General features: G+C 63.3%; 20 protein-coding genes. 10 read left to right on the forward strand and 10 right to left on the reverse strand.

Features of this window, described 5'->3' with window-relative positions:
- The first annotated feature begins 124 nt into the window (after positions 1-124).
- The 5 genes from BFD71_RS34915 (at position 125) to BFD71_RS34935 (ending at position 5,739) form a co-directional block, all read left to right on the forward strand.
- The gene (locus tag BFD71_RS34915) at positions 125-901 is read left to right on the forward strand and encodes an enoyl-CoA hydratase (RefSeq protein ID WP_069268780.1); all 777 of its coding nucleotides are present in this window, start codon (positions 125-127) and stop codon (positions 899-901) included.
- Between the two features lie 105 nt (positions 902-1,006).
- Complete coding sequence (locus BFD71_RS34920; protein WP_069268781.1) at positions 1,007-1,993, forward strand: NAD(P)H-dependent flavin oxidoreductase; 987 nt, start codon at positions 1,007-1,009, stop codon at positions 1,991-1,993.
- Positions 1,990-3,186, forward strand: coding sequence for a CaiB/BaiF CoA transferase family protein (locus BFD71_RS34925; protein ID WP_069268782.1), 1,197 nt, complete (start codon positions 1,990-1,992; stop codon positions 3,184-3,186). The genes BFD71_RS34920 and BFD71_RS34925 overlap by 4 nt, the downstream gene beginning before the upstream one ends.
- Positions 3,187-3,199: 13 nt before the next feature.
- Entirely contained in the window at positions 3,200-4,492 is a 1,293-nt protein-coding gene (locus BFD71_RS34930) for an acetyl-CoA hydrolase/transferase family protein (protein WP_069268783.1), read from the forward strand.
- A gap of 50 nt (positions 4,493-4,542) precedes the next feature.
- A complete protein-coding gene (locus tag BFD71_RS34935; RefSeq protein WP_069268784.1) occupies positions 4,543-5,739 on the forward strand; it encodes an acetyl-CoA C-acetyltransferase in 1,197 nt (398 codons plus the stop codon).
- 43 nt (positions 5,740-5,782) lie between these two features.
- Here BFD71_RS34935 and BFD71_RS34940 read toward each other — a convergent pair whose 3' ends face one another.
- Together BFD71_RS34940 and BFD71_RS34945 are read right to left on the reverse strand one after the other, a co-directional pair.
- Positions 5,783-5,953, reverse strand: coding sequence for a rubredoxin (locus tag BFD71_RS34940; protein ID WP_069268785.1), 171 nt, complete (start codon positions 5,951-5,953; stop codon positions 5,783-5,785).
- Positions 5,954-5,985: 32 nt separating this feature from the next.
- On the reverse strand, positions 5,986-7,188 hold the full coding sequence (locus BFD71_RS34945; RefSeq protein WP_069268786.1) for a cytochrome P450: 1,203 nt from the start codon (positions 7,186-7,188) through the stop codon (positions 5,986-5,988).
- Between the two features lie 154 nt (positions 7,189-7,342).
- On the opposite strand from BFD71_RS34945, the gene BFD71_RS34950 reads away from it, so the two are divergent.
- Complete coding sequence (locus BFD71_RS34950; protein WP_069268787.1) at positions 7,343-8,248, forward strand: SDR family NAD(P)-dependent oxidoreductase; 906 nt, start codon at positions 7,343-7,345, stop codon at positions 8,246-8,248.
- Between the two features lie 63 nt (positions 8,249-8,311).
- Here BFD71_RS34950 and BFD71_RS34955 read toward each other — a convergent pair whose 3' ends face one another.
- The 6 genes from BFD71_RS34955 to BFD71_RS34980 form a co-directional block, all read right to left on the reverse strand.
- Entirely contained in the window at positions 8,312-9,142 is an 831-nt protein-coding gene (locus tag BFD71_RS34955; RefSeq protein WP_069268788.1) for an HpcH/HpaI aldolase/citrate lyase family protein, read from the reverse strand.
- Positions 9,143-9,207: 65 nt separating this feature from the next.
- Complete coding sequence (locus BFD71_RS34960) at positions 9,208-10,065, reverse strand: FAS1-like dehydratase domain-containing protein (RefSeq protein WP_069268789.1); 858 nt, start codon at positions 10,063-10,065, stop codon at positions 9,208-9,210.
- Positions 10,066-10,073: 8 nt separating this feature from the next.
- Entirely contained in the window at positions 10,074-11,228 is a 1,155-nt protein-coding gene (locus BFD71_RS34965; RefSeq protein ID WP_256095048.1) for a serine hydrolase domain-containing protein, read from the reverse strand.
- Positions 11,229-11,278: 50 nt separating this feature from the next.
- Complete coding sequence (locus BFD71_RS34970) at positions 11,279-12,049, reverse strand: enoyl-CoA hydratase/isomerase family protein (RefSeq protein ID WP_069268791.1); 771 nt, start codon at positions 12,047-12,049, stop codon at positions 11,279-11,281.
- The gene (locus tag BFD71_RS34975; protein ID WP_069268792.1) at positions 12,046-13,647 is read right to left on the reverse strand and encodes a GMC family oxidoreductase; all 1,602 of its coding nucleotides are present in this window, start codon (positions 13,645-13,647) and stop codon (positions 12,046-12,048) included. The genes BFD71_RS34970 and BFD71_RS34975 overlap by 4 nt, the downstream gene beginning before the upstream one ends.
- 114 nt (positions 13,648-13,761) lie before the next feature.
- Complete coding sequence (locus BFD71_RS34980) at positions 13,762-15,006, reverse strand: cytochrome P450 (RefSeq protein WP_069268793.1); 1,245 nt, start codon at positions 15,004-15,006, stop codon at positions 13,762-13,764.
- Positions 15,007-15,170: 164 nt separating this feature from the next.
- On the opposite strand from BFD71_RS34980, the gene BFD71_RS34985 reads away from it, so the two are divergent.
- The 4 genes from BFD71_RS34985 (at position 15,171) to BFD71_RS35000 (ending at position 18,397) form a co-directional block, all read left to right on the forward strand.
- Complete coding sequence (locus BFD71_RS34985) at positions 15,171-15,899, forward strand: TetR/AcrR family transcriptional regulator (protein ID WP_069268794.1); 729 nt, start codon at positions 15,171-15,173, stop codon at positions 15,897-15,899.
- 111 nt (positions 15,900-16,010) lie between these two features.
- On the forward strand, positions 16,011-17,273 hold the full coding sequence (locus BFD71_RS34990; RefSeq protein ID WP_069268795.1) for an NAD(P)/FAD-dependent oxidoreductase: 1,263 nt from the start codon (positions 16,011-16,013) through the stop codon (positions 17,271-17,273).
- A 21-nt stretch (positions 17,274-17,294) separates the two neighbouring features.
- Positions 17,295-17,615 (forward strand): 2Fe-2S iron-sulfur cluster-binding protein, encoded by a 321-nt coding sequence (locus BFD71_RS34995; RefSeq protein WP_069268796.1) that lies wholly within the window; start codon positions 17,295-17,297, stop codon positions 17,613-17,615.
- 5 nt (positions 17,616-17,620) lie between these two features.
- A complete protein-coding gene (locus BFD71_RS35000; protein ID WP_069268797.1) occupies positions 17,621-18,397 on the forward strand; it encodes an SDR family oxidoreductase in 777 nt (258 codons plus the stop codon).
- 40 nt (positions 18,398-18,437) lie between these two features.
- Here the strand turns inward: BFD71_RS35000 and BFD71_RS35005 are convergent, their stop codons facing one another.
- Positions 18,438-19,016 carry a nuclear transport factor 2 family protein gene (locus BFD71_RS35005; protein ID WP_069268798.1) on the reverse strand — a complete coding sequence of 193 codons (579 nt, stop codon included), beginning with the start codon at positions 19,014-19,016 and terminating at the stop codon, positions 18,438-18,440.
- Positions 19,013-19,846, reverse strand: coding sequence for an SDR family oxidoreductase (locus BFD71_RS35010; protein ID WP_069268817.1), 834 nt, complete (start codon positions 19,844-19,846; stop codon positions 19,013-19,015). The genes BFD71_RS35005 and BFD71_RS35010 overlap by 4 nt, the downstream gene beginning before the upstream one ends.
- Between the last annotated feature and the right edge of the window lie 4 nt (positions 19,847-19,850).

The following is a 19,850-nucleotide window of genomic DNA, read 5'->3' on the forward strand; positions in this document are numbered from 1 at the left end:
AAATTTGGCAACGCGCGGCACGACCTGACGCAGTCTGCACGGGGTGCCACAGCCAATACAAGCAAGGCCGGGCAGATACCGATGCTGGCTTAAGTGTTCACCCTGATTCCCGCAAGGAAAGACCATGGCCTACGAGACGATCATCGTCGAAATTCACGGCAAGACAGGCTTGATCAAGCTGAACCGTCCGCATGCCTATAACGCGCTGAACAACCAGTTGATGGACGAGCTGACGGCCGCACTCGACGGCCTCGAGGCCGATCCGGCCATCGGCGCGATCGTGCTCACCGGCAGCGAAAAAGCATTCGCCGCCGGAGCCGACATCAAGATGATGGGCGAATGGACGTACATGGACGTCTACAAGAACCAGTTCATCACTTCGAACTGGGAGCGCACCTCGCGTTGCCGTAAACCGGTCATCGCCGCCGTCGCCGGTCTCGCGTTGGGCGGAGGCTGCGAGCTGGCCATGATGTGCGACTTCATTCTGGCCGCCGACAACGCGCGTTTCGCCCTGCCCGAAATCACGCTCGCAACCATTCCCGGCGCCGGCGGCACGCAGCGCCTCACGCGGGTGCTCGGCAAATCGAAGGCGATGGAGATGATTCTCACCGGCCGCAAGATGGACGCTGTCGAAGCCGAACGATGCGGACTCGTGAGCCGCATCGTTCCTGTCGATACGCTCGTCGGCGAAGCGCTGAAAACAGCCGACGAAATTGCCCGATTCTCGCAACCGGTCGTGGCGATGGCGAAAGAGTGCGTCAACCGTGCTTACGAATCGAGCCTCGCCGAAGGCATCCTGTTCGAGCGGCGCATGGCCTATTCGACCTTCGCCACCCAAGACCGCAAGGAAGGCATGGCGGCCTTCGCCGAAAAACGCAAGCCGCAGTTCCGCGATTGTTGAATCGCTGAAAAAGCCACTTCTGCCGTGGCTAACCGAGCACGCCAGGCCGCGCGCATCCAGCGCCCTCCTCGCACCCACACTCCCTCCCCAGACTACAGGCACGTGATGAAACCCTACGTCAACCGCATTACTGAATTACTCGGCATCCAATACCCCATCATTCAAGGCGGCATGCGCTGGGTGGCGCGCGCCGAACTGGCAGCGGCCGTAGGTAACGCGGGCGGTCTTGGGTTCATCTCCGCGCATACACATGCAAGCGCCGACGCGCTCGCGCGTGAAATCGACAAAGTGCGCTCGCTCACGGACAAGCCGTTCGGTGTGAATCTGACCGTACTCGGCGCGAATGCCGGTCTCGACTATGACGCGTATGTGCGCACCATCGTTTCGCAGGGTGTCAAGGTCGTGGAAACGGCAGGTAGCAATCCCGCGAAATACATTGCCGAATTCAAGGCGCAGGGCGTCAAGGTCGTCCACAAGTGCGTCACGGTCCGCCACGCGGTGAAGGCCGAATCGCTCGGCGCAGACGCCATCAGCATCGACGGGTTCGAATGTGCGGGGCACCCCGGTGAAGACGATATCCCGGGACTGATCCTGATTCCCGCCGCCGCCGACAAGCTGAAGGTGCCGATTCTCGCCTCCGGTGGTTTCGCCGATGGGCGCGGTCTGATGGCGGCTCTGGCGCTCGGTGCGGACGGCATCAATATGGGCACGCGCTTCATGCTCACGCAAGAATCGCAGGTCCACCCGGCGATCAAGCAACGTCTGCTGGAAGCGACGGAGCGCGATACGGTGGTGGTCGGCCGCTCGCTCGGCGATTCAAGCCGTGTGATCAAGAATAGCGTGAGCCTCGCCGCGCTCGAACTCGAGCGCAGCGGGCACGTGACGCATGCCGACCTCTACGCGCTGACCGGAGCCAAGCGTTGGATGGACGCATTCGGCACGGGAGAAGTCGAAGGCGGCGCGTTCCCCGCCGGGATCGTGACCGGTCTCATCCACGACCTGCCGACTTGTGCGGAACTGATCGAACGCATCGTGAAAGAGGCTGCCGCGATCGCGCAACGCCAGCTCGGCTTCGGAGCCGCTCTCGCATGAAACTCACCGGTCTTCGCGTCGTGGACCTGTCACAGTTCCTGCCGGGTCCGTTCCTCGCCGCCAATCTCGCGGAACACGGGGCGCAGGTCATCAAGATCGAACCGGTCACCGGCGACCCCACACGCGGTGCACCGGGCACGGATGGCGCGTTCTTCGCCGCAATCAACCGCGGCAAGCGCAGCATCGCCCTCGACCTGAAGCATCCCGACGGACGCGAGGTGGCGCTCAAGCTGATGAACGAGGCCGACGTGGTGATCGAATCGTCACGGCCGGGAGTGGCCGCCCGCCTTGGCATCGACTACGACACGGTGAGCCGGACGAACCCGCGACTCGTTTATTGCGCGATGACCGCATTTGGACAGAATGGCCCGCTCTCTCAACTGCCCGCCCATGATCCGGTGATTCAAGCGCTCGCGGGCACGCTGCCGCGCGATAGCCGCGGGATGCCCGTTACCACGGGGCCCTCGCTCGCGGCGCTCGCCGGTTCGTTGACGGCGTTGTCCGCTGTGTTGATGGCACTCCTGCGCGCGCGGGAAACCGGGCGCGGCGACTATATCGACGTCTCGCTCTTCGATGCGGCGCTCACGGCGCAGCCGTATCTGAGTGGCCGCTTGCTCAACACGCCGGACGTTTCATCTCAGGAAACGCCAGACGACGACAGCGGTCTCGCACTGCTCAGCAGCTATGAGACCGCCGATTCGAAATGGCTCTGCCTCGGCGGCCGGGAGCGCAGTTTTGCCACTAACCTGCTTACGCCACTCGGCCGCCCGGATCTGGTCGGCGACGCCATCGGTCCGGCCGGCGACGGTCAGACGCGGGTGCGCGCATTCCTGACGCGTACCTTCCTGACCCGCACTCTCGATGAATGGCTCGACTGGTTCGAGGGCCGAAACATCAGCGTCGCGCCGGTGCTCTCGCTCGCCGAAGCGCTCGACCATCCGCATGCGCATGAGCGCGCGATGATTCAAAGCGATCCGTCCGGACGCAAACACGTTGCAAGCCCGATTCATTTCCGCATGGAGCCTGCAGCGCCGCCGCTCGCCGTTGCGCGCCTTGGCCAGCATACGGAAGACGTACTGCGCAGCATCGGATACAGCGAAGAGCGGATCGCGGAAGTCATCGCGTCGGGCGCCGTGCGTGGGCAGCACGACGACACCTATGCCGTTGCGCCAATGACTCAAACTACGCACTGACGCGAACAACATCATGCCTTTACTGCTAGAGGCGGACTCCGTCGACTTCGCATCCATCGTTCGTCCCGGAGATACCGTCGCGTGGGGTCAATCGAACGCGGAGCCCCTCCCGCTCACGAGAAAGTTGCTAGAGCAACGGCACGGCATCGGCGCGTTTCGGATTTTTCTGGGCGCTAGTCGTTTCGACACGTGCCGGCCAGAGCACGCTGACTGCATCGATTTCGTTTCGTACTGCGGCACAGGCGCCAACCGCGCTTTGGCCAAGGCTGGCGCACTCGATATTCTTCCGTGCCACTACTCGCAGTTTCCGCAGATGATGGAGTCGGGCCAGTTTCCCATCGACGTCTTGCTGCTTCAGCTGGCGCCGCCCGATTCACTGGGTCGCTACAGCCTCTCCATTGCGCATGAGTATCTGATTCCGGCACTGAAGCACGCGCGCGTCGTCGTCGCAGAGGTGAATGAGCAGGCGCCCTGGACGTACGGCGAGCGCTACCTTCGCGACGATGAGATCGACTTCATCCTGCCGACGTCGCGCGCTCTTCCCGAAAGTTCGCCCAGCGCAGCAAGCGCAACGGATCTGGCGATCGCGCGGTACACGGCAAGTTTGATCGAAGACGGCGCCACGATTCAACTCGGTCTCGGCGCGATTCCAGAGGCGATCCTTGCGTGCCTCTCCGATCGTCGAAACCTCGGCATTCATTCTGGGACGATCGGAGACAAAGTCGCCGACCTCATGCAAACCGGCGTGATCAACAATGCGCGCAAATCCATCGACATGGGCAAGACCATCGCCGGCGTGATGATGGGCGGCCGCCGCATTCACGAGTTCGCGCACCGCAACGACGCCATCGAGTTTCGTTCGACCCGCTACACGCACGACCCGCATGTGCTCGCGAGCATCGATCGCTTCGTCGCCATCAACTCCGCGGTCGAGGTCGATCTGAGTGGACAGATCAACGCCGAAATTGCGGGGGGCGTGTACGTGGGCGCGGTGGGCGGCGCGCTGGACTTCCTGCGCGGCGCGCGACGCTCTCGTGGCGGCGTTCCCGTCATCGCACTGCCCTCCACGGCTGGCAAGGGCGCCACCCGCATTGTCGCGTCGTTGACCGGGCCGGTCAGCACGCCGCGCAGCGATGCCGGGATCGTGGTGACGGAATATGGCGTTGCCGATCTGCGCGGACTGACGCTGCGGCAACGGCGCGAGCGCATGCTTGCGATTGCCCATCCGGACCATCGTGGCGCTCTCGACCAGATGGCCGGCGCCCCGCCTTCCAATCGGTCCGGAAGTGCGACGCTTGTCGCCTGATTGCCATCGGGCCCGAATCAGAAACTCGAAACCCTGCAAGGAACTGTCCCATGAAACGCGCAGCAATTGTGTCCCCCGTACGAACGCCCGTCGGCACCTTTGGCGGTAGCCTGCGCGGTGTCTCCGTCGAAGAACTCGGCGCACTCGTTGCGAACGAAACGATCCGGCGAGCGAGACTCGATCCCGCTCGCATCGACGACGTCGTGTTCGCACAATCGTACGCGAGCAGCGAAACGCCCTGCGTGGGCCGCTGGATCGCGCTGCAGGCGGGCCTGCCCGTCGAAGTGCCGGGCATGCAACTGGACCGCCGCTGCGGCGGCGGCCTGCAGGCGCTCGCCACCGCAGCGATGATGGTGCAGACTGGCGCCGCCGACGTGGTGCTGGCCGGCGGCGTGGAAAGCATGAGCAACATCGAGTACTACAGCACGGACATGCGCTGGGGCGCCCGTTCGGGCTCCGTTCAGTTTCACGACCGTCTCGCACGCGGCCGCGAGCGCTCGCAGCCCGAATCTCGGTTCGGCTATATCTCCGGCATGATCGAGACGGCGGAAAATCTCGCCACCGACTACGGCATCAGCCGCGAGGCCGCCGATGAATTCGCGCTACGCAGCCATCAGCGCGCGGCGGCGGCGTGGGAGTCGGGCCGCATGGCCGAAGAAGTCGTTGCGGTCAGTGTGCCCCAGAAGAAGGGCGAGCCGCTCCTTTTCTCCAGGGACGAAGGATTCCGGGAGGACGCCAGCATGGAAAGTCTCGGCAAGCTTCGCGCTTTGATGCCGGGCGGCACGGTGACCGCCGGCAACTCCAGCCAGCAGAATGACGCCGCGGCCGCCTGCCTCGTCGTCGCGGAAGACCGTCTCGAAACGCTCGGGCTCGAACCCATCGCCTGGCTGACCGGCTGGGCCGCCGCTGGCTGCGAGCCGTCACGCATGGGCATCGGCCCCGTGCCTGCGGTCCAGAAGCTCATGGCGCGCACGGGCCTCTCGCTCGATCAGATGGATCTCGTCGAAGTGAACGAAGCGTTCGCATGCCAGGTGCTGGCAGTCCTCAAAGGCTGGAACTGGCACGACACCGGCCGGCTCAACGTGAACGGCTCCGGCATATCGCTCGGCCACCCGATTGGCGCAACGGGCGTGCGGATCATGACGACGCTCCTGCACGAACTGACGCGTCGAAAGGGGCGTTATGCGCTCGAGACCATGTGCATCGGCGGCGGCCAGGGTATCGCCGCCGTCTTCGAGCGCGTTTGACACTGGGCGACGCAGCGCACGGCCTGGTGCCGTGCGCGTGCCCTCAGGCCTCCACCTCGACCATCACGAAGTCGGCCCTGGTCGCGCCGCACTCGGGGCATGCCCAGTCATCCGGGATGTCTTCCCAGCGGGTGCCGGGCGCGATGCCCTCCGCCGGAAGTCCCACTGCTTCGTCGTAGTAAAACCCGCAAAAAATGCATTGCCACTTTTTCATGATCGTCTATGAGTCGTTGAGGTGGGGTTGTGTCAGGGCGCTACGTCCCAGGCGAGCGGCAGATAAAGCATGCCGTTGACCGAGCCCGAGCCGCATCGTGGCTTGTCGCCCTCGCAGATGCGGAAATCGGGAATGCGTTTGAGCCATTCCTGCAGGAACACCTTGATCTCCGTGCGCGCGAGAAACGAGCCCGGGCAGCGATGCGGTCCGTTGCCGAAAGCCGCGTGCATCACCGGCTTGCGCGTGAGGTCGACGGCAAGCGGGTTGCTGAACTTGCGGTCGTCGAGGCCGAAAAGAGAGTTCGGCAACTGGATCTGGTCACCCTTTTTGAACTGGACGCCTTTGTATTCCATGTCCTGAGTGATGAGTCGCGCGGTATTCGCCACGCCAAAGCGCCGGATCAATTCGTCGACCGACGACACCATCAGTTCCGGATTCTCGATGAGCTGCCGCCGGTGCGCCGGATTCTCGGCGAGGAAACGCGCGATGAAACCCATCAACGAGGCGACGGTATCCAGACCGCCGAACAGGACGACGATAAACATCCCGAACATGCGCTCGGGGCTGATCGGCTTGCCATCGATCTGCGCGTTGACGATCAGGCTGACCAGATCGCCACCCGCCTGGGCCTTGCGCTTTTCCACCCAGGTGGCGATATAGCCGCCAAGACGGTGCTGGGATTCGATGCGTTCGTCGAGATTGCCGCGTACGGCCCACTCCGCCCATTCGAGCAGTTGCTCGCGATCGCTCAACGGAAGGTCTGCGAGACGCAGGAAAATCACGATCGGCAGGATCTTCGAAAACTCCGAGACGAACTCGCATTCGCCTCGCGGAGCGATCTTTTCGATCAACTCGATTGCGAGGCTGCGCACGTCGCTCTCGAGCGACGCGATTGCCTGCGGAAGAAAGGCGGGCGTGATCAGGTTGCGGTACGCAGTGTGCTCAGGCGGGTCGAGTTCGAGCGGCACCAGCCGCGACTCGTTGAGCGGCGGAATGTTGACGCTTTGATGCGAGAAGCGCGTATGGTCCTTCTGCATCGCCTCGATATCTTCGCCTCGCGTGGCGATCCAGTGGCCGCCATAGTAAGGGGACCATACGATGTCGGGCCCCGCGTGCAGCGACTTCCATGCCAGATGAACATCGTCTTGCGCGCCAGGCGGGTTCATATAGTCGAAATCGACCACGAGTTCTCGCGGAACATGGTCCGGTACGGTCCAGTCTTTCGTATGATTCATCTTGCGTCTCCTTTCATTTCGTCGTCTTCGAATGGATGAATCGCCACACTCCGCGTCAATGGGTCAGCGTTCATATTATGCAACGTCGTTCAGTTTTGCTATTATACCGAGGCGAGCTTTTCTACATCAACGCCTGTATCGAACGGAGACAAGAGTGAGCGATTTCGTCAAGGACAAGGTGGTAGTGGTAACGGGTGCGGGTGCCGGCATCGGGCGCGACTTCGCGCTGCAATTCGCGGCGAACGGCGCCAAGGTCGTCGTCAACGACCTCGGTCGTAACGCCGAAACCGGCGAATTCGCCGCACAGCGCGTTGTCGCGGAAATCAAGGAGGCCGGCGGACAAGCGGTTGCCTCGATGGACAGCGTCGCCGAATGGGATTCGGCGCAGAAGATCGTGCAGGCCGCGCTGGACACGTTCGGCCGCATCGACTGTGTGGTCAACAACGCCGGCATCGTGCGCGACCGCATGTTCTTCAACATGAGCCTCGACGAGTGGAAGGCCGTGGTCGACGTCCACCTGAACGGGTCGTTTTTCGTGGCGCGTGCTGCGGCTCCGCACTTCAAGGCCCAAAACGGCGGCAGCTTCGTTCATATGACCTCCACGTCGGGTCTGATCGGCAATATCGGGCAAGCCAACTACTCGGCCGCCAAGATGGGTGTCGTCGGTCTGTCGAAGTCCATCGCGCTCGACATGGCCAAATTCAACGTGCGCTCTAACTGCATCGCGCCGTGGGCATGGACTGCGATGACTGCCTCGATTCCCTCGGAAACGCCCGAGCAAAAGGCACGCGTCGAGATTCTCAAGCGCATGGAATCGCGCAAGATTGCGCCGCTCGCCGTGTACCTTGCCTCCGACCAGGCCACCAAGGTTTCGGGGCAGATCTTCGGTGTGCGCGCCAACGAAATCTACTTCTTCAACCAGATCCGCATGATCCGCTCGCTGCATCGCGACGGCGGCTGGACGCCCGAAGCGATTGCCGAGCAGGTCATGCCGGCGTTCGAATCGAGCTTCTTCCCGAACGTGCCCTCCATGGCGCTGACGCCGTGGGATCCGGTGTAAATTCAATCGGACCATGCCCGCGCCACATCATGCGGTGGCGGCGCGGGCGCCCCGCAGTTCTCCTTACGCTTCTGCCGAACCGCGCACGCTTTCGGTCTTTTCGGACAGACCGACTATGCGTCTTGCCTTGAGCAAGACCGGCAAGTCCACCATCCGTCCATCCATGGACACTGCCCCGCCTTCAGCGCGCTCGTACGCCTCGACGATTCGCCGCGCCTTGGCAATTTCATCTGCGCTCGGGCTGAACGCGGCATTGACCGCTTCAACCTGGCGTGGATGAATGCACAGCTTGCCGCCGAAACCCAGCGATCTTGCCTTCGATGAGTCCTCCGCAAGTTGCTGTTCGTCATTGATCGCCACGGTTACGCCATCCACCGGAGACTGAATTCCGGCTACACGCGAGGCCAGCACGATGCGCGAACGCGCGTGCAGCAACGCGTCCCATGAACCATCGCAATCGAGATCGAGTTCGAAGTCCACCGAGCCGAAAATGAGCCGCTCGACACCGGGCATGCGCGCCACTTCCAACGCGTTCCAGACGCCCTCGGCGGATTCGATGATCGGCCATATCGGCTTCTGCGTTGCCGTGGCGACAGCGGACAGCGCTGCCGAATTCTCCGCCTTGGGCAGCACGATGCCATCGATACCGTCGAGCGCTGCAAGCGAGAGGTCATCCTCGAACCACTGAGTGCCAGCGCCATTGATGCGCAACAGCACGCGAACAGGCGCAGCCACAAATGTTCGCGCGGCATCGGCAACATGTGCGCGTGCTGACGCCTTATCCGCGTCAGCGACGGCGTCTTCGAGGTCCACGATCACTGCATCGGCGCCTGCCGCGAGCGCCTTGGCGAATCGCTCGGGTTTGCTCCCAGGCACAAAAAGAAACGAACGCATAAAACTCCAGTTCAGAGAACCGGGCCGCGGAAGTTAAAACACGTTGGCGGACCGGATTCAACACATCAGGCGAGCACGGCCGATGCTTCCATGCGCAACGACCCATCGCTACCCGAAATCCACAACATCACCTTGCCGGGGTCCGATTCATCCCGCTTCCCGCAGACGTAGAAAGGTGACGTGTCCATCACCGGCTTGATCGCGCGGAACGAAAACGATCGCACGCGCGCGCCCGGCAGCTCGGATCTCAGCGAGTCCATAAGTAGCGTGGCGAGCAGAGGGCCGTGCACGACGAGCCCCTCATATCCCTCTTCGCCGGTCGCGTATGGCCGATCGTAGTGAATACGATGACCATTCAAGGTGAGCGCCGAATAGCGAAACAGCAGCACGGGATCGGGAGCGACCTCGCGCGCCCACTGAGCGCTCGCGGGCGCGGCCTGTGGCGCAGCCGGCTTTTCACTCACAGCCGGATGATCGCGATAAACGATATCCTGGCGTTCGACGATCGCAACGCCGGCCACGTCGCCAACCTCGTGCTTGACGTTGACGAACACCAGGTCGCCGGTGCGTCCCTGCTTGTGCGCAACGCTTTCGATGCGCGAAAGACGCGTAATCGCACTGCCCGCCTTCAGCGGCCGCAGAAACTCGAGCTGACTGCCCGCCCACATACGCCGCGGCAAGTCGACAGGCGGCAGGAAACCTCCACGCTTTGGATGACCGTCCGACCCGACCATCGACTGACGATGAACCGGCAGAAAATAAAGCCAGTGCCACAACGGCGGCAAGTCATCGCCCGCCGCAGCAGACGGGTCGTCGCGGTCGAGCATGGCGCCGAGCGCCGCCATCGGCGTGAGAGTGACCTGGTCCCGCACTTCCTCGGTGCGTCCGGTCCATTGCTGCAAATACGTGATATCCATGACCATTGCGGTGATCACTCCAGATCGAGCGCTTCACGAATCGCAACAGCAATCGGGAGCAGTGGATCTTCTTCCGGCGTGGTCGGATTGAACAGCTTGTTGTGGCAGATTGCCACCGCGAGCCCCGTGTCCGGGTCCGCCCAGCCGATCGAATTGCCCTGCCCCGGATGACACAATGCGCGCGGCGAACGCGCCGCCGTCACCGGCGGATGATTGCCGCCGAACCAGAAGCCGCCGATCGTGATCGGAATCGGAAAGCCGAACATCACGGGGTCCGGCTCTTCGCTGTTGGCGCGGGGCGTATTCAGCGTGGCCACGCGTTCCTTCGAAAGGACCCTCACCCCGTCCAGCTCACCACCGCACGCAAGCATCGCCCAGAAACGCGCTTCACTACGCGCATTGAAGATCCCGCCCACGCCCGCCACCTCGGCGCGCCGTACGTCCGGGCGCTCGAACACATGCGGCGTCAGTGCGACCTGCTGCGGCATCGAGCGCAAGAACAGCGGCGGCAGGTATTCCGCGGGAACCGGCACCATTGCATCGGTAAGACGAGCAATGCGTGGCTCGACTTCATCAGGAATGCCAATCCAGAGATCGTGTATACCGAGCGGCTTCGCAATCTCCTCCTGAACGAAGCGGCCGAGCGAGCGCTTCTTCGGGTCGGCGCGTCGGACCAGTTCCCCAACGATCCAGCCGAAGGTCATCGAAAGATAAAGCGTCTTCGTGCCCGGCTCGGCGAGCGGCTCCAGGTTCGCGATGGCGCGCGTCATCCATTGCCAATCGCACATCAGTTCCGGCGTCACGCCGTCCGGCATCTGCGGCACGCAGGCGCGGTGAGTCAGCACATCGCGTACCGTCGTCTTGTCTTTCCCGTGCGCACCGTACTCCGGCCAATAGCGCGCGACCGGCGCGTCGTATTCGATGAGCCCGCGGTCCGCCAGAATGTGCAGCGCGGTTGCCGCGACTGCCTTCGTCACCGAATAGACGTTGAAGAGCGTATCGCCGTCAACGAGGCGGCCGGTGGCCGGATCGGCCACGCCGCTCCATGCGTCGATCACGAGTTTGCCATTGAGATAGGCCGCCACCTGCACGCCGATCTCGCCACCCTCCCGCGTCGCACGGTCGAGCGCCTTTTGAACGATCGCGTTTCGCCCGGTTAATGTTTGCACTGCCAGGTCCATATCGTGTCTCCCATTCGTGAACATGTCGCTTTGACGGGCTAGGTCTTGCCAGACTGCGCGGCAATACCGGCGAGCCCTTCGAGCGCGAGTCCGTAGCCCAGTTCGTCGGCCATGCGGCGCTTGAACGGCTGAGCAAAGACCGCGCGGGTATAGCGCAGGGTTTCGATCGGCTTCGCCGCGAGGCTGCGGGCGATCTCCCAGGCGCGATCGAGCAGCGCTTCCTGCGTGACGACTTCGCCGACCACGCCAAGCTCCCACGCGCGTTGCGCCGTCATGCGCTCGCCGGTGAGCAGAAAGTGGCGTGCGCGGTTATGGCCGACCAACATCGGCCAGACGATCTGCACACCATCCGCCGGCACGACGCCGTGAACGAAGTGCGCCTGATCCGAGATTTCAGCGTGACTGGACGCGAGCACGATATCGGACAGCACGAGCAACTCGGCGTGAATGAGCGCCGGGCCGTTGATCGCGCCGATAACGGGAACCGGAATGTCCAGCAGTTCCATGAGCAAGTCCTGCCCCTCGCGCTGAAGGCGCGGCCAGATTTGCGCAAGCGGTTCCGCCGGCAGCTCGGCGTAGTTCATGGCGTCGCAGAACGCATCGCCGGTGCCCGTCAGGATCACTACGCGATTTTCGAGGTCGCGTGCAATCTGATAGAACGCCTCGCCCAGCTGACCGTGAATGCTGCCGTCGAGCGCGCCCCACTTGAGCGGGCCGCCATCCGTGTGCAGGCGTACCAGAAGAACGCCATCGCGCCGCTCGAATTCGATGTTCGCAAAGCGCTTGCCGTAGTCCTCGAGGTGGCTCATCGCGCATCCTCGAGGATCAGGCCGGCGGCACGCCATGCCATCGCCATCATGGGGCCATTGGTGTTGCCGGAGATCATCGTGGGCGTCACGGAGAGATCCATCACGCGCAGGCCTTCAACGCCCCGCACCCGCAAGCGCGAATCGAGCACGGCAAGCGGACCGGAGCCCATCTTGCAGGTGCCGCAGGCGTGATAGCCGGACTGCCCCTCGCGCCGGTAGAGGTCGAGGATCTCGGCGTCGGTCTGAACGGCGGAACCTGGACGCGTTTCTCCTTCCAGCAGGCCGGCTAGCGGCTCGGCGGCCAGCACGTTGCGCATGAGCCGGAATGCGCTGACGGCCATCCGCTGGTCGTACGAATCGGCAAGGTAGTTCGCAACGACCTCGGGCGGCACACGGGGGTCCGCCGACTGAATCCTCACATGTCCTTCACTGCGCGGACGCAGTGGATAGCTGAAGAGCTGCATGCCAGGGAACCTCTCGAACGCGTAGCCGGCTGCGCCGAAATCCATCGAGTACGGCGCCATCATCAACTGAACGTCGGGGCGCTTCGCGTCGGGAGCAGTCTTGACGAAGCCGCCCACCTGATACGAGCCGAGCGACATCACGCCACGGCGGAACAGGAAATACTGCATCGCGTTGCGCCACAAGCGCAGGCCGCTGAACTGCCGGTTCTGCGAGTCGCGCCAATGCCGCAAACGCACCTGCACCATATACAGATAGTGCTCGCGCATGTTCAGCCCGACACCCGGGATCGCTGCAACGATCGGGATGCCAAGCGACTGCAGATGACCGGGATCGCCAATGCCCGACAACTGCAAAAGCCGCGGCGACTCGATCGCTCCGGCCGACAGAATCAGTTCGCGGCGTGCACGATAGACGATCTGCTGCCCCGCGCTTTCGCATTGCACGCCTGTTGCGCGCGTGCCGTCAAAAACGATTCGCACAGCCTGCGTCGCAGTAACGACCGTGAGATTCTTGCGCGAACGAACGGGCTTCAGAAACGCTTCGGCCGAGCTTTGCCGCCGCCCGTTGCGTATCGTGTAGATCAGATAAGCCACGCCCTCGTGATCGAGCCGGTTGATATCCTCCACGCGCCGAATACCAAGCGACCGGCACGCCTCGAGAACAGCGTCGCCAATGCGGTTGCGCTGCGCATACGGCGAGACCTTCAGTGGGCCGCCCGATCCCCGCAGTTCGTCGGCGCCCAGCGCGTGATCTTCGATCTGCCTGAAGCACGGCGCCAGGTTTTGCCAGCTCCAGCCCTCCACGCCCAGTTCGCTCCATCCGTCGTAGTCCTCGGGATGTCCGCGCATGTACACCATGCCGTTGATGCTGCTCGAACCTCCGAGCATCTTGCCGCGCAGCCAGATTTCATTGCGGTGCCCGTTGCCGTCGTCGGGCTGCACGGGGATGAACCAGGCGTGAGCCGGATCGCCCAGCAGCTTTCCGAATCCCTTTGGCATCCGGATCAAGGGACTGCGGTCCTCGGGCCCTGCTTCAATGAGCAGCACCGTATGGCGCCCGCTTTGCGAAAGACGGTTGGCGAGCACGCAACCTGCGGCGCCCGCGCCAACCACGACATAGTCAAACTCCGTCATCAATGCGTTCTCCACCGTCGGTGCGCGCCGGGCAACTCAATATGCGAGCTGGCCAGCGGCACCTGTCTTGTCGGTCGGCCTCGTGAAAAGCCCATGAGGCCGGCTTTGTTCTGATTAGCCGAAGACGACGGGAATCGAATGCGGAACGCGCATCATGATGCCGTTGATCTGCGGAGCCTGCGCGGCCGGATCGAGACGAAGATTGGGCAGTCGGTCGAGGATCGCGTTGAGCGCGCGCGTCATCTCCACACGCGCGAGATGTTGACCAATGCACACGTGCGGTCCATACGCAAACGCGAAATGGCGGTGAGCCGGTTTGCGATAGATGTCGAACTTGTCCGGATCGGGGAAGCGGCTGGGATCGCGATTGGCGCTGCCCGCCAGCACGTCCAGAAATGCGCCCGCGGGAATCTCGACGCCACCGAGCGTGACGTCACGCGTCGCCATGCGCGACTGCATCAACACCGGACCGTCCCAGCGCAGGGCCTCTTCGATCGCCTGGGCGACCAGCGTACGATCCTGGCGCACCGCTTCGAGCTGTGCCGGATCGCGCAGCAGTGCGAGCAGCAGCACGCTGGTTGCGCGATAAGTGGTGTCGCCGCCCGCATTCACGAGTTGGCGCAGGAACGAAATGACGACCTCGTCCGGCAACAATTCGCCATCGACTTCCGCGGTGGCCAGCGCGCTGACGAGATCGTCGCCTGGATTGCCGCGGCGCGCCTCGACGAGTTGCGCGAAATAAGCGCCCAGCTTCGTCGATGCCTCCACGCCGTGCGCCACGTCGATCGAAACCAGCGTTTGCGCGATCGCCAGCTTGTGGAAGATCTTCACGTCCTCCGGCGGCAATGCGAGCTGGCGGTAGATGATATTGAACGGATAGTGAAGCGTGAACTCGTTGACGAGATCCGCATGCCCGCGATCCACGAACTTCGACATCAGTTCGTTTACCACAGGATCGACCAATGTGTCGCCCCATGCCGCCACCGTGTGCGGCAAGAACGCTTTCTGGAAAATGCGGCGGTAGCGCGGGTGCTCTGGCGCATCCATCGTCGAAATGCTGCGTCCGAAGCTGATGCCGATATTGCGCTCGTAAGACTTGTTCGAGAACGTCGCCGGATCACCCAGCACCTGCGATACCTCGTCGTATCCGAATACGCAGTAGTGCGCGACATCGGACATCGTCAGGTCCGCGGCACCGCCCATCAGCACACGATAGTCCCCTTCCTGAACCATGCCTTTTTCGCGCAGCTCGGCAATGCGCGGATACGGGTTGGCATCGGCTCCGTAAGCGAGCGAATCCTCGAAAAAGGGGTTGAACGTCGGATCGTCGAAGTCTTCAAGTCGCAGCGCGCCAGCCATGGTTCCAGTCTCCATTAGTCGTTCGATTGCAGGTGCACGGCCTTGCCGTTTGTACCTATAGTTGAACTATGTTCGATTTTGCACGATTGTGCAAGAACGTTTTATTATTCGGTTGAAGGGCCTCCGGCGCTTGACCGGTTTGCGCCTGTAATGAAAGGGAAACTATGTCGTCGAGCAATACCCAGGCCGCCAGCAGCCCGGCAGCCGATAACAAGGAACCGCGCGCTTCGGCTCGCAGCACAACGCCCGAGCGCATTCTCGATACAGCCGAAAGGCTGTTCGCGATGCATGGTTACTTTGGTACGTCGATTCGCGACATCATGCAGAGCTGCGGCATGGAGCTGAGCCTCGCGCGCTACCACTTCGGCAGCAAGGACGCCCTGTTCCAGCAGGCGATAGGCCGCCGCGCAGCCGTGATCAGCCAGCAGGTGATCGAATCGCTGGAAGCGGCGCTCGCGCCGCAACATGGCGAGCGCCCCGATGTGGAAGCCATCGTGACCGCGCTTTCCGCGCCGGCCTTCGCGCATCTGAAAAGCGGCGACCCGGGGTGGCGAAACTACCTGCGCCTGCTGACCCAGATCGGCTGCCTGCTGGAGCGCCCCGACCTCACGGCGCCGTTCTACGACCAATACGCGCCGGCCGCGGCGCGCTACCGCGACGCCTTCGCGAAGGCACTGCCCGGCACGACGCGGGAAACCGTCGAACTCGTGCAGCATTTCGTCGAGTCCGTGTTTCACTTGGTGCTCAACGAGCTGTACGCGAAAGAAGCCCGATCCGGAACGCGCGCACTGACGTCACCACATATCGAGCGCATGCGCACCTATTTGATCCGCTTTGCGGTTGGCGGCATCGAGGCGATGGTCAACGCCGCGCGGGACCAACGGGGTGCGTGAGCGGGGTTGATGAGCATTGACAGCCGCGGCGACCGTCGTTCACAATTTAGAACATTATTCAAAATAACTGAGGCCGCAGCGAGCGCGGCCGTGCGAGACGGAGTTCGCCTTATGACAGCTGTAGACGCAGAAAACACCGCGCTGATCGTTGGAGCGGGTCACGCTGCGGGAGAATGCGCGACCGCGATCCGCGAACAGGGTTGGACGGGACGCATCGTGATGGTGGGAGAAGAACCGCATTTGCCGTACCAGCGGCCACCGCTTTCGAAGGCATTCCTGTCGGGCGAATCGACCGCCGAGCAGCTCTACCTGAAACCGCTTTCGACTTACGACAAGGCACGCGTCGAGTTCATTCCGAATACGCGCGCGGAGCGCATCGACCGTGAGGCGAAACGGGTCACACTCTCCAATGGCAGCGAGATCAGCTACGCGAAGCTCGTTCTGGCCACCGGCGGCCGCGCGCGGCGACTCGCGTTGCCGGGTATCGAAGCCATCGAGAAGCTGCAGAACTTTCACTACCTTCGCACGCTCGATCACGTCGCGCGCATTCGTAACCAGTTTCATGCGGGCTCGCGCCTCGTGATCATCGGCGGCGGATATGTCGGCCTCGAAGTGGCTGCCGTGGCCGTGAAGCGCGGCTTGCACGTCACTGTGCTCGAGGCATTGCCGCGTGTGCTCGCGCGCGTCACCGCGCCCGAGCTTTCCACGTTCTACGAGAAAGTGCACCGCGAGGCCGGTGTCGACATCCGCACGAAAGCGATCGTGAGCGGATTCGAACTCGACGCGTCCGGCGACGCCGTCGCCGCAGTCTGCTGCGCGGACGGCACGCGTGTCGCGGCGGATCTCGTCATCGTCGGCGTGGGACTGGAGCCCGCCACCGAACTCGCGCAGGCCGCGGGTCTCGCCGTCGACAACGGCATTGTGGTGGACGAGCATACGCGTACCTCCGATCCGGATATTTTCGCGGTCGGCGATTGCACCAATCATCCCAATCCCGCACTCGGCCGGCGGCTGCGCCTGGAGTCGGTGCCGAACGCACTCGAGCAGGCCCGCACCGCCGCGGCGTCGCTGTGCGGCAAGGAGCGCGTCTATAACAGCGTGCCGTGGTTCTGGTCCGATCAATACGATCTGAAGCTCAAGATGGTCGGGCTGTCCCAGGGCTACGACGAACTCGTCTTGCGCGGCAGTCCCGAGACCCGCTCGTTTTCGGCGTTTTATCTCAAGGATGGCGTGATGCTCGCAGCCGACACGGTGAGCCGCGCGCCCGAATTCATGCTGGCAAAGCGGTTCGTCGCCGAGAAAATTCCGGTTCGTGCGGCCGATCTCGCCGACGAGTCGATTCCGTTGAAAAGTCTGCTTCCCCAGCCCAACTAAATTTTCAGAGGTCCAGAAGCCATGCCGCTCATTCGATTCATCCAGCCGGACGGCAGCGAAGCCAGCGTAAGCGCCAACGTTGGCGACTCGGTCATGCAAACCGCCGTGAACAACCAGGTCCCGGGCATTCTCGGAGATTGTGGCGGCAGTTGCAGTTGCGCGACCTGTCACGCCTACGTCGACGAAGCCTGGCGCGGCCACATGCCAGCGGCCGAGTCCTACGAAGTCGACATGCTCACCTGCGCGATGGACGTGCGCGAAAACAGCCGTCTGACGTGCCAGATCTTCATGACGCCGGAACTGGACGGCCTGGTGGTGCGTCTGCCCGGCTCGGCGGCTTGAGCGTCATGACCACGACTGCCCCACGCACGACGCTAATCACCGGCGCGGCATCCGGCATGGGCGCCGCCCTCGCCCGGCATTTGTCCGCACTCGGCGAACGGGTGATTGGCGTCGATCTGAACAACGCCGAAGTGTGTTCGGACCTCTCCGACCCGGCGGAACGTGCAGCGCTCGTCGCGCGCGTGCAGGAGATTGCGCCATCGATCGACGCGGTGGTCGCGTGCGCCGGCGTATCTCCCCCCGTCGCCGGCGATACGCTCGTGTCGGTCAACTACTTCGGCGTTGCGGACCTGCTGCCGCGCCTGTTGCCGCTCCTGCAGCGTGGAAAGCAGCCCCGCGTTGTGGTGATCTCTTCACTGGCCTCGCTTCATCCCGTCGATACGCGGCTCGTCGAGTTATGCCTCCACGGCGACGAAACCGCCGCGCGGGAACAGGCCGCGAAAATCAGCGCGCAATGCTATGCGTCGTCCAAACGCGCGCTGACCCAATGGATACGGCGCACGGCCGTGCTGCCTGGCTGGGCCGACCAAGGGGTGCTGCTGAACGGCATCGCGCCGGGCATTGTGAAAACGCCGATGGTCGCGCCGCTGCTGGAAACCGCCGAGGGCCGCGAGGCGCTTGCAGCGGGTGTACCCACCGCCGTGCGGGACTATGCGAGCGCGGAGCAGATCGTTCCGCTCCTTGCGTTCCTCGCCGGTCCGGCCAACGCCTACATGGTGGGCCAGGTACCCTTCGCGGACGGTGGCGCCGACGTGCTCCTGCGCGGGGAAGCGGCGCTTTGATGCACACGCCCGCGCGCTAGAGCCAAAAGCGCAACCGCGCTTACGGCGCCTTCGTCAACGCGTCGATGGCGTGTTGTTCGCTCCTGCTCCAGAACGCCGCCCACGTCGGAAAGCCCTGAGGAAGACGCGGCTGGTACCGATCACCCTCATATTTGCCAGGCCAGTTCTGGAAGCGCGGCGCGCCGGGACGTGCGAGCCAGTCCGTCGAATACCAGTGCTGCTCTTCGCGCCGCTCGAAATACCACTGCCCGTCGCGCCGCACATAGTGATCGAAGTAACAGATCGCCATCACCACCCACGAGCCGTTGTCCTCGTGCTCCGCGCGGCAATATACGCTACCCGTCGCGTGGTCGGCGTCGATGAAATCGACTGCGTGGCCGCAAATCTGGTGGATACTGCGATAAAACCCGCGCAGGATATGTTCGGACCCGTAGAACGTTTTCAGCGCAGCGCGCCCCACGCCCCAGCGGCCGCAATCGACGTCCTCGGCGAACAGTTGCACGAGGCTGTCCAGATCGCGCGAATCGACCGCGAGCGCGTATCGCACCGGCAACTGCTGAATGGCGAGCTGCGCCTCGATGCGTTCGACACGCGCAAGAAGGCTGAGGTCCGTCGTCATGCCGCCCCCTTGGCCGCGATGGCCGCGTTGGCCGAGCGTGCGCGGATTTCATCGGCATAGTACGGCTGGTGCGAAAGCAGTCCACCGTCAACGTTGAATACCTGGCCCGTGACGAACGCGGCTTCGTCCGAAGCGAGATACACGACCGCGTGCGCAATGTCTTCGGGCTGCCCAAGGCGAGGCGTGAGATGGTGGCTCAGCATCATTTCCCCGAGTTCGCCCACGTAGTAAGCCTCAGTCACCGGCGTGACGATCAGCCCGGGAGCAATCGCGTTGCACCGGATGCCCTCCTTGCCGTGCTGCGCGGCTAGGTAGCGCGTCAAATTCTCGATGCCTGCCTTGCAGACGCCATAGGCGCTGTACCCGAGCGCACCTGCCTGAGCCGAGCCCGAAGAGGTATTGATGATCGAACCGCCGCCGCGCGAGCGCATGAGCGGCAGCGCGCGCCGCGAAGCCAGCATCGTGCCGCGAAGATTGATGCGCATCGTGTCGTCCCACACCGCGACGTCGACCGCCTCGACCGCCGCATCGACCGTACTGGAAAGCGACGTGGCGGCGGCGTTGTTGTGCAGGATATCGAGGCCGCCCCACGTCTCGAGCGTGAGATCGAACAACGCCTCGATCGAGCTTTCGTCGCCGATATCGACACGCGCCGCAACCGCCTGGCCGCCCGACTCCTTGATACGGCGAACCTGCTCCTGCGCGCCTTCGAGATTCAGATCCGCCACCACCAGCAACGCGCCTTCCTGCGCGAGCCTCGCGGCACAGGCGGCGCCGATACCCGATGCGGCCCCGGTCACAATCGCAATCTTGTCTTTCACGCGTTGCACGATC

This window comes from Paraburkholderia nodosa, from assembly GCF_001718195.1.
Lineage (GTDB): Bacteria > Pseudomonadota > Gammaproteobacteria > Burkholderiales > Burkholderiaceae > Paraburkholderia > Paraburkholderia nodosa_A.